Raw genomic sequence first — 13,568 nt, 5'->3', positions numbered from 1 at the left:
AAGCGAGCCCCGACCGTGCGCGTTCAAAGAGCCTGACCATGCGCGCCCGACCGAAGGAGCCCTCCGGCATGCCCGAAGTCCTCAAAGCCCCCCTCGTCGTCGAGTTCCCCTTCACCCGCTCCCTCGGCCCCGTCCAGAGCGCGTTCCTGACCGGCCTGCGCGAACGCGTCGTCCTCGGCGTCCGCACCGTCGACGGCCGCGTCCTCGTCCCGCCCGTCGAGTACGACCCCGTCACCGCCGAGGAACTCGGCGACCTGGTCGAGGTCGCCCCCACCGGCACGGTCACCACCTGGGCCTGGAACCCCGCTCCCCGCCGCGGCCAGCCCCTCACCACCCCCTTCGCCTGGGTCCTGGTCCGCCTCGACGGCGCCGACACCGCCCTCCTGCACGCCCTCGACGCCCCCGGCCCCGCCGCCGTGCACACCGGCATGCCGGTCCGCATCCGCTGGGCGGGCGAGCGCACCGGCGCCATCACCGACATCGCCTGCTTCGAGCCCTACGACGGCCACCGGGCCGAACCGACGGGACACACCGGCGAGTTCGAGGACCCCGTCACCGGCATCGTCGCCGCCGCCCGCCTCGACTACACCTACTCGCCGGGGCGCGCCCAGACCGCCTACATCACATCCCTCTCCGGCCGGCGCACCGTCGGCGAACGCTGCCCGTCCTGCCGCAAGGTGTACGTCCCCCCGCGGGGCGCGTGCCCCACCTGTGGGGTCGCCACCTCCGAACAGGTCGAGGTGGGGCCGCGCGGCACCGTGACCACGTTCTGCATCGTCAACATCAAGGCGAAGAACCTCGACATCGAGGTGCCGTACGTCTACGCCCACATCGCCCTCGACGGCGCCGACCTCGCGCTGCACGGACGGATCGGCGGCATCCCCTACGACGAGGTCCGCATGGGCCTGCGCGTCGAACCCGTCTGGACCGAGGGCGCCCGCTACCCCGACCACTACCGGCCCACGGGCGAACCCGACGCGGACTACGACACCTACAAGGAGCTGCTGTGACGAGCGCACCGCGGGACCGCGAGATCGCCGTCGTCGCCTTCGCCCAGACCGGCCACCGGCGCACCAGCGAGGAGCTCTCCGAGGTGGAGATGCTGATGCCGGTGCTGCACGAGGTCCTCGACCGGACCGGCCTGAAGACCGCCGACATCGGCTTCACCTGCTCCGGTTCCAGCGACTACCTCGCCGGCCGCGCCTTCTCCTTCACCCTCGCCCTCGACGGCGTCGGCGCCTGGCCCCCGATCTCCGAGTCGCACGTCGAGATGGACGGCGCCTGGGCCCTGTACGAGGCCTGGACGAAACTCCTCACCGGCGACGCCGACACCGCCCTGGTCTACTCCTACGGCAAGTCCTCGCCCGGCTCGGTCCGCGACGTCCTGACCCGGCAGCTCGACCCCTACTACGTGGCACCCCTGTGGCCCGACGCCGTGGCCCTCGCCGCGCTCCAGGCGCAGGCCCTCATCGACGCCGGCGACACCGACGAGCCCGCCCTCGCCGCCGTCGCGGCCCGCAACCGTGAGGCCGCCGCTGCCAACCCGCACGCACAGCTGCGCGGCGCCGTGCCGCAGGGCGACCACCTCGTCCGGCCCCTGCGCACCGGCGACTGCCCGCCCATCGGCGACGGCGCCGCCGCCGTGATCCTCGCAGCGGGGGACCGGGCCCGTGACCTGTGCGCACGCCCCGCCTGGATCCGCGGCATCGACCACCGCATCGAGGCCCACGGCCTCGGCGTACGCGACCTGACGGACTCGCCGTCCACCCGCCTGGCCGCCGAGCGCGCCGGAGCCTTCGAGCCGCCCGTCGACACCGCCGAACTGCACGCGCCCTTCTCCGCACAGGAGATCGTCCTGCGCAAGGCCCTCCGGCTGGGCGAGGACGTGGACGTGAACCCCTCCGGCGGCGCCCTCGCCGCCAACCCGATCATGGCCGCCGGTCTCATCCGCATCGGAGAAGCCGCCGCCCGCATCCACCGCGGCGAGTCCGACCGCGCCCTCGCCCACGCCACGTCCGGCCCCTGCCTCCAGCAGAACCTGGTCGCCGTACTCGAAGGGGAACCCCGATGAGCAAGGAGCCCGTGGCCGTCGTCGGCATCGGCCAGACCAGGCACGTCGCGGCACGCCGGGACGTGTCCCTCGCCGGACTGGTCCGGGAAGCGGCCCTGCGCGCCCTCCGGGACGCCGAGCTGACCTGGGCCGACATCGACGCCGTCGTCATCGGCAAGGCGCCCGACTTCTTCGAGGGCGTCATGATGCCGGAGCTCTACCTCGCCGACGCCCTCGGTGCCGTCGGCAAGCCCATGCTCCGCGTGCACACCGCCGGCTCCGTCGGCGGCTCCACCGCGCTCGTCGCCGCGAACCTCGTCGCGGCCCGCGTCCACGGCACGGTCCTCACCCTCGCCTTCGAAAAGCAGTCCGAGTCCAACGCCATGTGGGGCCTCTCCCTCCCGATCCCCTTCCAGCAGCCCCTGCTCGCCGGGGCCGGCGGATTCTTCGCGCCGCACATCCGCGCGTACATGCGCCGCAGCGGAGCACCCGAGACGATCGGCGCCCTCGTCGCCTACAAGGACCGCCGCAACGCGCTCAAGAACCCCTACGCGCACCTGCACGAACACGACATCACCCTGGACAAGGTCATGGCCTCGCCCATGCTGTGGGACCCGATCCGCTACTCGGAGACCTGCCCCTCCTCCGACGGGGCCTGCGCCATGATCCTCACCGACCGCGCCGGGGCCGCCCGGGCACCACGGCCACCGGCCTGGATGCTCGGCGGCGCGATGCGCAGCGAACCGACCCTCTTCGCCGGCAAGGACTTCGTCTCCCCGAGGGCCGGGCAGGACTGCGCAGCCGACGTCTACCGGCAGGCCGGGATCGGCGATCCCCGCCGCGAGATCGACGGCGCCGAGATCTACGTGCCGTTCTCCTGGTACGAGCCCATGTGGCTGGAGAATCTCGGCTTCGCAGGCGAGGGCGAGGGCTGGAAGCTCACCGAGGCGGGCGTGACCGAGCTGGACGGGGACCTGCCCGTCAACATGTCGGGCGGCGTGCTGTCCACCAACCCCATCGGCGCCTCCGGCATGATCCGCTTCGCGGAAGCGGCGCTCCAGGTGCGTGGGCAGGCCGGAGAACACCAGGTGGACGGGGCGCGCAGGGTCCTCGGACACGCCTACGGCGGCGGATCGCAGTTCTTCTCCATGTGGCTCGTGGGCGACCGGCCCCCCGACTCCTGAAAGGTCCCCCTCACGTGCCCTGTTGGCCGTGGGACACGATCGCTAGGCTGGCCGCGGACGACGAACCGGGAGGAGCACGGACGTGGCCGAGACCACCACCCAGCAACGCCCACTCACGGGCTGGGACAAGCCGGAGCTGGACCTCACCAACGCACAGTGGCAGTCCAGCAGCCGAGGGCGGGGGGATGTCCAGATCGCCTTCGTCGAGGGCTTCATCGCCATGCGGAACAGTGCCCGCCCGGAGAGCCCTTCGCTGATCTTCACACCCGCCGAGTGGGGCGCGTTCGTGTCGGGAGCGCGGGAGGGAGAGTTCGACCTCACCTGAGGACGGGCCGGACTCCTCTCCCCTGAGGACGGGCCGAACCCTTCCGGACGGCCGGGAGCCGACGGCCGATCCGGGGGCGTTCCGCCCCCATTTCCGGACACGCGACCGGAGGCGACTTCCCGGAGCCACCGCCTGAGTCAGGCTGACCCCCAGGAGGGGACGGCCGGATCCCGGAGGTGAGGACCCATGAGCACCCTGCCCGTCGTCGCGGCGGTCGACGGTTCGGACGACAGCCTGCGCGCCCTGGAGTGGGCTGTCGACGCCGCTCGCCGGCGCGCGGCACCCCTGCGCGTGGCGCACGTCCGCCAGTACGCCCACTGGGCACAGCCCGAAGTCCTGGCCGCCGGGCCCGTGGACCCGCAGGACGACCCCGTTCTCACCCGGGTCCGCACCCACCTGGAGGGCCGCGCCGACCGGCCGGACACGGAGTACGTCGGCCTGGAGGGCGCGGCCGGTGCGGTCCTGCCCGAACTGGGGGCCACCGCCCAGCTGCTGGTGCTCGGCTCCCGGGGCCGCGGCGGCTTCGCCAGTCTGCTGCTCGGCTCCAACAGCATGGCCGCCGCCCGCGACGCCGAATGCCCCGTCGTCGTGGTGCCCCGGCCGGGACGAGAGGTCCACGGCGAGTCATCGGGCGGTCCCGGCCCGCGCGTGGTCGTCGGACTGAAAGTGGACGGCCCCGACGAGGCCACACTCGAGTTCGCCTTCGCCGAGGCCGCCCGGCGCGGTGCCCGGCTCCAGGCGGTCGCCGCCTACCCCTGGCCCGCGCAGCCCTGGATGATGCCCGGGGAGATGCCCCCGCCGATCGTCGACCAGGACGTCATCGAGGACGAGACCCGGGTCCTCGCCGACGGCTTCCTCGCCCCGTACCGCGAGCGGCATCCCGACGTCCCGATCCAGCTGATCCCGGCGGCGGGCGACGCGGCAGGCCACCTCGTCGCGGCCTCCCGGGACGCCGGCCTCGTCGTCGTGGGCCGCCACCGGCGGCGTCTGCTCTCACCCGTGCGCATGATGGGCTCGGTCACCCACGCCGTCCTGCTGCACGCCGCGAGCCCCGTCGCCGTGGTGCCGCCGGCGTCCTCCGTGGACTGATCTCGCCCTCATGGACACAGCCGTGCCGGTCATCAGCCGCATGCGGGATCCGATCGGCGCGGACGCCCGGCTCGCCCTCGACCTGGCCCTCACCATCCGCCACGACGGCAACGGCGGCGTCACCGACCACGTGACCGCCCGGGTGAACCTGACCGCCTGGGCCCGGGCCCACCCCGAGGTCCTGCCGCGCACCGCCCGCAACCGGTCCGGCCATACGGACACCCCGGCCGTCACCGCCGACTCCGCCCGCCGAGGTGATCGCGAGGACACCGCCACCGGCACGGCACGGCACCGCGGCCGGCGGCCGGTGATGGCGGCACTGCCGGGTGCACCGCCGACGCCGCGCGGCTCGCCGCCGGGCGCGAGCTGCGGGCCGCCCGTGCGGGCGCTCTTCGCCCGGGCCGTCCGACCCGGCGAGCCCAGCTCCGCGGACGCGGGCCGCCTCATGCGGTGGCGGGAAACGGTGCGGCTTCTCGACGAGGCCGCCGCCCGCACCCCGGCCGTGCTGGTCCTGGACTGGCCCGAAGACACGCCCGCACCCCCGCCGAGCCGGTCCTGGACCGGCCCGAAGCCCCCCGGCCGTCCGGCAGACGCCCGTACGCGCCGACGACGACCTCATCACGGCCCTCGCGCAACGCCATGATCACCTTCCCCGCGAGCCCGACCGCGACCGGCTGCTGGCCTGCCACGCGCCGCGCTGCGTGCGGTACTTCCTCAAGAAGCACCCACGTCCGGAGGGGTGCACACGCCGCTGCGGCCACCGCGCCCGAGTGGCCCGCCACCACCAGCGGCACAAGGCGCCGGCCTGAGCCGCCCGCCACCGGCCCAGCGGCCTCGAACCGCGCACGGCACCAGGCGGCGACCCGGGCCGTCCGGACCGCCGCCCGCCCCGCACTTCGCAGGCCGGGGCACGTACCATGGGCGACATGTCGTTCCTCCGCCGCCGCAGCGCCACTCCCGCCGGGCCCGACTTCGACGTACTGGCCATGGACCCGGGCGACTGGCCCGGCAACCTCGGTGCGGGACTGCTGCCCGCGCCCGACGGCACCTGCCAGGGCGTCTTCCTGCGCTACGACCTGTTCGGCGGTCGCGGCCCCGCGATGATCATCGGCAATCTGCCGGAGGGCTCCCCGGCCCGCGAGGTCCCCGAGGGAGAGGTCCCCTTCGAGGTCGCCCAGCTGCTGCTCGCCCTGGAGAACGACGAGGAGGTCACCGTCGTCAGCACCGAGGACGTACCGGTGATGCAGGGCGACAACCTCCTGATCGTGCGGCGCGTCAAGCTCTCCGAGAGCCGGATCTCCTGCGTGCAGTTCGACCGCAGCGACAACGTCCTCGTGACCATCGCCGCCTGGGACCGTCCCATCACGGACGACCTCTACGCGCTCCTCAAGCCGCTGCCCGCGGAACTCTTCCAGCAGGGCTGAGCCGAAACCGACCGCACACGAAAGGGCCGCTGCACGCCGGGTCAGGCGTGCAGCGGCCCTTTCGTCCCCGTCAGCGAGTGCCGACCGCCGCGCGCACGGCGCGCCGGGCCAACTGGCAGTCGTCGTGCAGCCGCCGCAGCAGCAACCTCTGCTCCTCGCCGGACGGCGCAGCAGCCGGGTGGGCCGCGCCCGGTGCCGCCGGGGCCGCGTCGTGCATGGAACGCTGCACGGCCGTCTCGTAGGTACGGATCTCACGGGTCAGCACCAGCATCAGGTTCACCAGGAAGGCGTCCCTGGACGCAGGCCCCGCCGACTGGGCGATCTGGCTGATCTGGCGGCGGGCGACCGGTGCGTCCCCGAGCACCGACCACAACGTCGCCAAGTCGTAGCCCGGCAGGTACCAGCCGGCATGCTCCCAATCCACCAGCACTGGACCGGCCGGTGACAGGAGAATGTTCGACAGCAGTGCGTCGCCGTGGCAGAACTGGCCCATGCCCTGCCGCCCGGCCGTCTGCGCGATGCCGTGCAGCAGCTTCTGCAGGTCGCCCAGGTCCCGGTCGGTGAGCAGGCCCAGCTCGTGGTACCGGGAGATCCGGGCCGCGTAGTCGAGCGGGGCGTCGAACGTGCCCGCCGGTGGGCGCCAGGCGTTCAGCCGGCAGATCGCGCCGAGTGCCGCTCTGATGTCCGCCCGGGGCGGTGCCTCCGCCGGATGCCGCTGGAGCGCCGCCACCCGGCCCGGCATCCGCTCGATCACCAGGGTGCAGTTGTCCGGGTCCGCCGCGATCAGTCTCGGCGCCCGCACGGGAGGGCGGTGCCGGACGAACGAGCGGTACGCCGCTATCTCGTGGCGGATCCGCTCGGACCAGGCGGGGGAGTGGTCGAGTAAACACTTGGCGACAGCCGTGCTCCGACCGGTCGTACCGACCAGGAGCACGGACCGTCCGTTGCGGCGCAGGACCTGCACCGGGGCGAACTCCGGGCAGATGCGGTGCACGGACGCGATCGCCGTGCGCAGCTGCGCGCCCTGGGGGCCGGACAAGTCGAGTCTCCCGCTGAGCGGTTGGGTGCCGATGACCGTGCCGCGCCTGGCCCTGCCCGCACCGAGCACGGGGGCCGCCGGCCGCGCGGGGGCGAGGTAGGGGCCGCTGTCCGTGGGACGCGGGTGCAGCGACCGGGGCGGTGCGGACACGGAGGACGATGCTGCGTACATGGGCGAAACAGATCCCTTCGTGTGCCTGCGACGACAGCGCACCACCCGGCCCGGAGGCCCGGGAGAACCCTGGGGAGTGCCCCTGGCGACCGGGTCGGGGTGGCGCGTTCCTACCTGACACCGGATGGCCCCTGGCACACCATCTGGCGCACCCTGGCGAACCCTGGCGAATAGTCGCCCGGCAAGTCTCCCCGGGCTACTGTCAACTCAGCCGAGAACCTGGGGGCTTGACGTGAGCGGACAACCCAACACCCGGCTCGCGGACCTGTTCGGCCTGGCCGGCTGGTCCAAAGGCGAACTCGCGAGGCTGGTCAACCGGCAGGCGGCGGCCATGGGCCACCCCCAGCTGTCGACCGACACCTCCCGGGTGCGGCGGTGGATCGACATGGGAGAGATCCCGCGCGATCCGGTGCCGCGGGTGCTGGCGGTTCTGTTCACCGAGCGTCTCGGCCGTGTCGTGACCATCGAGGACCTCGGTCTGGTCCGGCACGGGCGTGCGGGGAAACGGCAGGGCGGCGGGAGCGCCGATGCTCCCGACGGCGTGCCGTGGGCGCCCGAGCGGACGGCTGCGGTCCTCACCGAATTCACGGGAATGGACCTCATGCTCAACCGACGCGGCTTGGTGGGCGCGGGCGCCGCGCTCGCCGCGGGATCCGCACTCAGCAGCGCCATGTACGACTGGCTGCACACCGACCCTTCCCTGGCTGCCGACGCCCCCGACCTCGACCATCCCCTGCACGCCGACCCCGCTGGGTTCGACCGCTACGAGGCCGCCCCCATCGGGTCGCAGGAGATCGAGGAACTGGAGCGCTCGGTCGAGGTGTTCCGTGCCTGGGACGCGGCCCGCGGCGGCGGGCTCCAGCGCAAGGCCGTGGTGGGCCAGCTCAACGAGGTGGGCGGCATGCTCGCCTACCGTCACCCACCCCACCTCCAGCGGCGCCTGTGGGGCGTCGCCGCCAACCTCGCCGTCCTCGCGGGCTGGATGTCGCACGACGTCGGTCTGGAGCCCACGGCCCAGAAGTACTTCGTCATCGCCGCCCACGCGGCCAGAGAGGGCGGGGACCGCCCCCGCGCGGGCGAGGCCCTGTCCCGCGCGGCCCGCCAGATGGTGCACCTGGGCCGGCCCGACGACGCCCTGGACCTGATGAAGCTCGCCACGTCCGGCTCCGGAGACGAGGTGCTGCCGCGCACCCGGGCGATGCTCTACACCATCGAGGCCTGGGCGCAGGCGTCCATGGGCAAGGGCCAGGCGATGCGCCGCACGCTCGGGCGGGCGGAGGACCTCTTCGTCTCCGACAAGGCCGACGTACCGCCGCCGGACTGGATGCAGACCTTCAAGGAGGAGGACCTCTACGGCATGCAGGCCCTGGCCTACCGCACGCTCGCCGAGTTCGAGCCGGGCGCGGCCGCCCATGCCCAGCACTACGCGGAGAAGGCCCTGGCCCTGCGGGTCGACGGCCGGCAGCGGTCGAAGATCTTCGACTACCTGTCGATGGCGTCGGCCTGCTTCATCGCGGACGACCCCGAACAGGCGGACCGGTACGCGCGACTGGCCCTGGTGTCGATGGGGTCCAACTCCTCCCATCGCACCTGGGACCGGCTGCGCCAGATGTACCGGCTCACCGCCGAGTACTCGGGCTACCCGAGGATCCAGGAGCTGCGGGAGGAGATCAAGCTCGCCCTGCCGAAGACGAAGGGCAGGGGCGGCAACCGCGCGCAGGCCTGAGTTCCCCGATAAGCCCGAGTCCCGGCAAGCCCGAGCTACGTTCCCTACGACACGACCTTGGCGACGAGCACACAGGCGTTGTCCTCGCGCTCGCCCTCGCCGAACTCCTGGACCACGGTCCGTACGCAGTCCTCCGCGGTGCGGCTCCCGGCCAGCCGCGGTGCCAGGCCGAGCAGGAGGTTCGCCGCCGCCGATCCGGTGTGCCCGGGCACCAGCCCGTCGGTGTGCAGGAGCAGCAGGTCGCCCACCCGGAGGATCTCTTCGGCCTGCCCGTATACGGCGCCCGAGGTGGCGCCGAGCAGGACGCCGTCCGGTGCGTCCAGGACGCGCCCCGTCCCGTCGCGGAACAGCAGCGGGGCGGGGTGTCCGGCCTGCGCCCACACCAGGGTGCGGTTCGCGGGCCGGTAACGGCAGCAGACGGCGCTGCCCAGGGCGGGTTGCACGGTGGCGTCGAGTAACTGGTTCAGCCAGGCCATCACCTGCCCCGGCTGCGCGCCGGCCATGGCCATGCCGCGTACGGCACCAAGCAGCATGGTCATGTTCGACGTGACGCCGACTCCCTGGCCGGTGAGGTCGCCCACGCTGAGAAGCGTTTCACCGTCGGTCAGTTCGAGGGCGTCGTACCAGTCGCCGCCGATGAGCGTGCGGGTGGACGCCGGCACGTGGGAGGACGCGAGGTCGAGGGCCCTGGCGCCCCGGTGCGGGAGCCGCAGGGAGCCGCGCCGCGGCGGCAGCACGGCCTCCTGCAGTTCGACCGCGAGCCGGTGCTCGCTCTGCGCGGCGTCCTGCCGGTGGTGGAGCGAGTCACGGGTCTCGCTCACCACCCGCTGGCTGCGGCGCAGTTCGCTGACGTCACGCAGCACGGCCCACATCGAGGCGGTGCTGCCGTCGGTGTCGAGCACCGGTTCGCCCATCATGTGCACCGTCCGTACGTCGCCGGCCCGGCGGGCGATACGGAACTCGCCATCGATGGGCCGGGCGTCGACGAGGCAGTCGGTGACCATCGCCGTCAGCTTCGGCCGGTCCTCGTCCACGACCAGTGACGGCAGTTCGTCCAGGGTGAGCGGGGGAGCGGCCGGGTCGCGGCCCAGGATCCGGTAGAGCTCGCCGGACCAACTGGCCTCGTCCGTCAGCAGGTTCCACTCGGCGCTGCCGACCCTGCTGAGCAGGGAACCCTGCGCAGGGCGAGGGGCTTCCGGGGCCGCCGCCGTGGGCAGGGGGCCGTCCCGCAGCTGGGCCAGGTGCTCGTCGAGGTCGTCGAGCTGGTGCAGGGCCAGGTCGTACAGGGCACGCTGCCAGCGCTCGCGCGGGTGGTCCGACCCCACTTCCTCGGAGTCGCGGCGCACCGCGTCCACCTCGCCCTTGAGCCGCCGCGTCTGCGATATGAGCGCGTCGACCGAGCCGCGTCCGGGCGGCTGGGCGGCTGGGCGGTCCGCGGAGAGGTGGGACGGCATGACGCACTCCGATGCGGGGACGGTACGACCAAGGCGGACGGAGGGACCGTTACGACTGTTGCACAGCCCGCGACGGCCTGTAAGGGATTCGGCGACACACGATACGGTGGTGCTTCTGGCATATGCCACAGTCTCGCGGAGCTACTCCGGGGTAGGCGGGGAGCATCCTCCCCGCAGGCTCAAGTCGTAGGTTACACAGGGTATTTGACGGCCCATCGGAGACACCCGCACAAGGCTCATCCGGATGTTCGATGGGCCTGTGTTCGAGTCCTGGTCAGTACCGCAGCACCCCGGCCATGCCGTCCGCCTCTCCGAGCGTTCCGTCCGGGACGAAGCGAACATCGGCTCCGGTCTCCAGGCACTGTTCGACGATCTCGTCCACGATGTCCTCGCGGGAGTCGAGGTCGCCGCTCTCGGCGAGGATCAGATGGTCCCCGGCCTCGCGGACCGTCACGCGGTAGTTCTCCTCGACGGCCAGCAACCGGACGCGGCCGTCCCGGGCGCTCTGCCACAGCTCGTCGACACCGGCGGCGAACTCACGTCGGCCGCGGGCCGTTTCGAGGGCGCGGGTCACGGCGTCCGTGCTGCGGCGGGCCTCCGCCTCGACCACCGGGCGCACGGCCTGCCACACGGTCTCGTGGGTCCCGTGGGCGAGCCCCCCGTGAGGGATGTGCACCGCGCCGCGGGCGGTGCCGCAGACCTCGTCCCACAGGGAGAGGGCGGCCGGTTCACCGGTGACGTACAACTGCCTCGGGTGGCCGCGCAGCACGGCGCCCATCGCGGTTGCGGCCTCGCGCAGGAACTGGCGGGTGCGTTCCTCGCGGAAGGAGCTCGGTGTGTCGCCGATCCGCTGCTGCCGTTCCGGGTCGAAGTTCTCCATGCGCCGGGTCATCGGGAAGCCGCCGACCCGGGCCTCGGTGACCCGGTCGACGCCGCCGTTCCACAGGGTGACGCGGTCCGCGGCGAGCGACAGGACCCAGAAGGGCCGCCCGGCCGTCTGGGCGGAGACGAGATTGCGGGTGAGGAAGGTGTCCGAGAGCACCACGCGTTCGGGGACGGACCTCGCCACCGACCACACCTGGTGTTCGCCCGGAGCGGCGAAGATCACCAGGCCGTCCTCGGCGTGCGTCAGGTCGACCTCGGTCATGGCCCGGTCCAGGTGCCCGGCGACCTCGGTGCGTCGCTCACGTGTGACGGCCGGATCGGCCTCCAGCTGCCTCTTGGCCTCGGCCACCGCATTGCGCAGCCGGACCTGGTCCTGGGTTTTGTGGGGATCGCGCCGATGGGTCGGCGTCAGCACGGAGACCGCGGGGTAGGGGCGCGGGCGCCGCAGTTCGGCAAGGGTCGCGGGACTCAGAACGCTCTCCATGACAGAACGATAGAGCGAATTCGCGACTGGGGCATTTGGGGCAATCGATCTCACTCGTCGTCGCGGTCGGAGCCGCAGGAACTGCCGTCCGGCGGGAGGGTTCCGTACAGCAGGAAGGCGTCGACCTTGCTGTGCACGCACTTCGACGAGCCGTAGCCGGTGTGTCCTTCGCCGCGGTTGTCGAGCACCACGGCCGAGGATCCGAGCCGCTTGGCCGTCTCCACCGTCCAGCGGTACGGCGTGGCCGGATCGCCCCGGGTGCCGACGAGCAGCATCCTCGGCGTGTCGAGGTCCTTGACGTCCTCGCGGATGTAGTCGGTGCCCTTGGGGCGGCCGTAGCACATCAGCACCTGGGTGAGCCGGTAGCGGCCGAAGACCGGTGAGGCCTGCTCGTAGCGGGCGCGCAGCCGGCCGAGGTCCTCGGTGACCCGCGCGGCGGCGGGGCGGTCCGGATCGTCCGCGCAGTTGACGGCCATCAGCGCCGCCGGCAGGTTGTCGAGCGGCACGTCCGCGGGGTCGGTGAGCCCGGCGTGCGGGCCGCGCAGCGGCGGGAGAGTGAAGCCCCCGGACAGGAATGCCTCCAGGCCGCTCGGATCGCCGTCCTCCAGCAGCCGGCCGACGGCCCGCTGCAGCGAGGGCCACAGCTCCCTGCTGTAGAGACCCTGCCCGAGTGCGCCGGCGAAGTCCTGGCCGGAGAACGTCTCGCCGAAGTCGTTCGGCAGCGGATCCTTGTCGAGCGACTCGACCACCTGTACGACATGCTTCCGGGCTTCTCGCGGGTCCCGTCCGAACGGGCAGGCGATGTCCTCGGTGCACCAGGTCAGGAAGTTCTCCAGTGCCGTCTGCTGTCCCCGGGCGCTCGCCACACCCTGGTCGGACAGGGGCTCGGTCAGTGTGTCGACGCCGTCCAGCACCATTCTGCCGACCTTGTCGGGGTGCTGGGCCGCGTACACCGCGCCGAGCCGGCTCCCGTAGGAGAAGCCCAGGTAGTTGAGCTTGTCGTCGCCGAGCGCGTCGCGTATGACGTCCAGGTCGCGGGCGGCGTTGACGGTGCCGATGTGGGGCAGGACCGGGCCCGAGTGCTCGGTGCACTCGGCCGCCGCCGCGCGCAGCTCTTCGAGTATGGCCCCCGGATCGGTCACGTCGGCATTGCCGTCGGTGGCGTCCAGGGCGCTGTCCGAGGCGTTTCCGCAGCTGACCGGCGAGGAGCGGCCGACGCCGCGCGGGTCGAAGGAGACCACGTCGTAGCCGTTCGTCAGGCCCATGAAGTCCTTGCCGCCCATGGCGAGTTGGGCCACGCCCTGCCCGCCCGGGCCGCCGAAGTTCAGCAGGACCGATCCCCGCGACGTGCCCGTGGCCCGGTAGCGGGCGACGGCGACGTCGAGGGTGCCCTGCCCGGGCTTGGCGTAGTCGAGCGGGACGGTGACCTTCCCGCACTGGAGGTCCTTCGGCATGTCCATGCCTTCGCACTTCGTCCAGGTGACCTTCTGGTCGTAGAAGCGCGTGAGGCCGGGCGGCGGGCCGTCGGCGGTCGGCAGCGCGGTGCCCAGCAGAGCGAGCCCGGCCGTACCGGTGACCGCGCAGCGCCGTATCGAGGGGCGCGTGGACAGCTTGGCCAGCATCGATGCCTCCAGGGCGCGGGGCGTCCCGCAGCGGACCGGGACCGGCGCCCTCAGTCACCATAAGCGGGCCCCGGAAGCCGCGCCTCCGGGCGGGCGGAGCCGGGCGGCGGGCGTG

13 protein-coding genes are annotated in these 13,568 nt (G+C 72.8%); 9 read left to right on the top strand and 4 right to left on the bottom strand.

Features of this window, described 5'->3' with window-relative positions:
* Positions 1 to 68 precede the first annotated feature (68 nt).
* The 8 genes from A4E84_RS02695 to A4E84_RS02665 all read left to right on the top strand — a co-directional run bounded on the left by A4E84_RS02695 (position 69) and on the right by A4E84_RS02665 (position 6,072).
* Entirely contained in the window at positions 69 to 1,010 is a 942-nt protein-coding gene (locus A4E84_RS02695) for a Zn-ribbon domain-containing OB-fold protein (RefSeq protein WP_062924992.1), read from the top strand.
* A complete protein-coding gene (locus A4E84_RS02690; RefSeq protein ID WP_062924991.1) occupies positions 1,007 to 2,071 on the top strand; it encodes a thiolase domain-containing protein in 1,065 nt (354 codons plus the stop codon). The genes A4E84_RS02695 and A4E84_RS02690 overlap by 4 nt, the downstream gene beginning before the upstream one ends.
* A complete protein-coding gene (locus tag A4E84_RS02685) occupies positions 2,068 to 3,234 on the top strand; it encodes a thiolase domain-containing protein (RefSeq protein WP_062924990.1) in 1,167 nt (388 codons plus the stop codon). Before A4E84_RS02690 ends, A4E84_RS02685 begins: the two co-directional genes overlap by 4 nt.
* Positions 3,235 to 3,316: 82 nt before the next feature.
* Positions 3,317 to 3,559 (top strand): DUF397 domain-containing protein, encoded by a 243-nt coding sequence (locus A4E84_RS02680; protein ID WP_010033039.1) that lies wholly within the window; start codon positions 3,317 to 3,319, stop codon positions 3,557 to 3,559.
* A gap of 186 nt (positions 3,560 to 3,745) precedes the next feature.
* Positions 3,746 to 4,648, top strand: a complete 903-nt coding sequence (locus tag A4E84_RS02675) for a universal stress protein (protein ID WP_062924989.1) — start codon at positions 3,746 to 3,748, stop codon at positions 4,646 to 4,648.
* 10 nt (positions 4,649 to 4,658) lie between these two features.
* Positions 4,659 to 5,291, top strand: coding sequence for a hypothetical protein (locus A4E84_RS02670; protein ID WP_062924988.1), 633 nt, complete (start codon positions 4,659 to 4,661; stop codon positions 5,289 to 5,291).
* A gap of 58 nt (positions 5,292 to 5,349) precedes the next feature.
* A complete protein-coding gene (locus A4E84_RS45400; protein WP_335340816.1) occupies positions 5,350 to 5,457 on the top strand; it encodes a hypothetical protein in 108 nt (35 codons plus the stop codon).
* Between the two features lie 117 nt (positions 5,458 to 5,574).
* Positions 5,575 to 6,072, top strand: coding sequence for a glycosyltransferase family protein (locus tag A4E84_RS02665; RefSeq protein ID WP_062931252.1), 498 nt, complete (start codon positions 5,575 to 5,577; stop codon positions 6,070 to 6,072).
* 70 nt (positions 6,073 to 6,142) lie between these two features.
* On the opposite strand, the gene A4E84_RS02660 is transcribed toward A4E84_RS02665, so the two are convergent.
* Positions 6,143 to 7,282 (bottom strand): aminoglycoside phosphotransferase family protein, encoded by a 1,140-nt coding sequence (locus tag A4E84_RS02660; RefSeq protein ID WP_062924987.1) that lies wholly within the window; start codon positions 7,280 to 7,282, stop codon positions 6,143 to 6,145.
* A 232-nt stretch (positions 7,283 to 7,514) separates the two neighbouring features.
* Here A4E84_RS02660 and A4E84_RS02655 point away from each other — a divergent pair, with 232 nt between their 5' ends.
* Positions 7,515 to 9,008, top strand: coding sequence for a DNA-binding protein NsdB (locus tag A4E84_RS02655; protein WP_062924986.1), 1,494 nt, complete (start codon positions 7,515 to 7,517; stop codon positions 9,006 to 9,008).
* A 44-nt stretch (positions 9,009 to 9,052) separates the two neighbouring features.
* Here the strand turns inward: A4E84_RS02655 and A4E84_RS02650 are convergent, their stop codons facing one another.
* The 3 genes from A4E84_RS02650 to A4E84_RS02640 form a co-directional block, all read right to left on the bottom strand.
* Positions 9,053 to 10,462, bottom strand: a complete 1,410-nt coding sequence (locus A4E84_RS02650; RefSeq protein WP_062924985.1) for a PP2C family protein-serine/threonine phosphatase — start codon at positions 10,460 to 10,462, stop codon at positions 9,053 to 9,055.
* Between the two features lie 274 nt (positions 10,463 to 10,736).
* A complete protein-coding gene (locus A4E84_RS02645) occupies positions 10,737 to 11,831 on the bottom strand; it encodes a baeRF3 domain-containing protein (protein WP_062924984.1) in 1,095 nt (364 codons plus the stop codon).
* Between the two features lie 50 nt (positions 11,832 to 11,881).
* Positions 11,882 to 13,453, bottom strand: coding sequence for an alpha/beta hydrolase (locus tag A4E84_RS02640; protein WP_062924983.1), 1,572 nt, complete (start codon positions 13,451 to 13,453; stop codon positions 11,882 to 11,884).
* Positions 13,454 to 13,568: the final 115 nt, after the last annotated feature.

The sequence above is a fragment of the Streptomyces qaidamensis genome (assembly GCF_001611795.1).
Lineage (GTDB): Bacteria > Actinomycetota > Actinomycetes > Streptomycetales > Streptomycetaceae > Streptomyces > Streptomyces qaidamensis.
The sequence above is the reverse complement of the archived record's forward strand: the minus strand, read 5'-3'. Positions and strand labels throughout refer to the sequence as shown.

Excerpts from the sequence above, each read along its gene's own strand:
- A4E84_RS02695 (WP_062924992.1), top strand. The coding sequence starts at position 69 with ATGCCCGAAGTCCTCAAAGCCCCCCTCGTCGTCGAGTTCCCCTTCACC.
- A4E84_RS02670 (WP_062924988.1), top strand. The coding sequence starts at position 4,659 with ATGGACACAGCCGTGCCGGTCATCAGCCGCATGCGGGATCCGATCGGC.
- A4E84_RS02650 (WP_062924985.1), bottom strand. The coding sequence starts at position 10,462 with ATGCCGTCCCACCTCTCCGCGGACCGCCCAGCCGCCCAGCCGCCCGGA.
- A4E84_RS02675 (WP_062924989.1), top strand. The coding sequence starts at position 3,746 with ATGAGCACCCTGCCCGTCGTCGCGGCGGTCGACGGTTCGGACGACAGC.
- A4E84_RS02665 (WP_062931252.1), top strand. The coding sequence starts at position 5,575 with ATGTCGTTCCTCCGCCGCCGCAGCGCCACTCCCGCCGGGCCCGACTTC.
- A4E84_RS02645 (WP_062924984.1), bottom strand. The coding sequence starts at position 11,831 with ATGGAGAGCGTTCTGAGTCCCGCGACCCTTGCCGAACTGCGGCGCCCG.
- A4E84_RS02640 (WP_062924983.1), bottom strand. The coding sequence starts at position 13,453 with ATGCTGGCCAAGCTGTCCACGCGCCCCTCGATACGGCGCTGCGCGGTC.
- A4E84_RS02685 (WP_062924990.1), top strand. The coding sequence starts at position 2,068 with ATGAGCAAGGAGCCCGTGGCCGTCGTCGGCATCGGCCAGACCAGGCAC.
- A4E84_RS02660 (WP_062924987.1), bottom strand. The coding sequence starts at position 7,282 with ATGTACGCAGCATCGTCCTCCGTGTCCGCACCGCCCCGGTCGCTGCAC.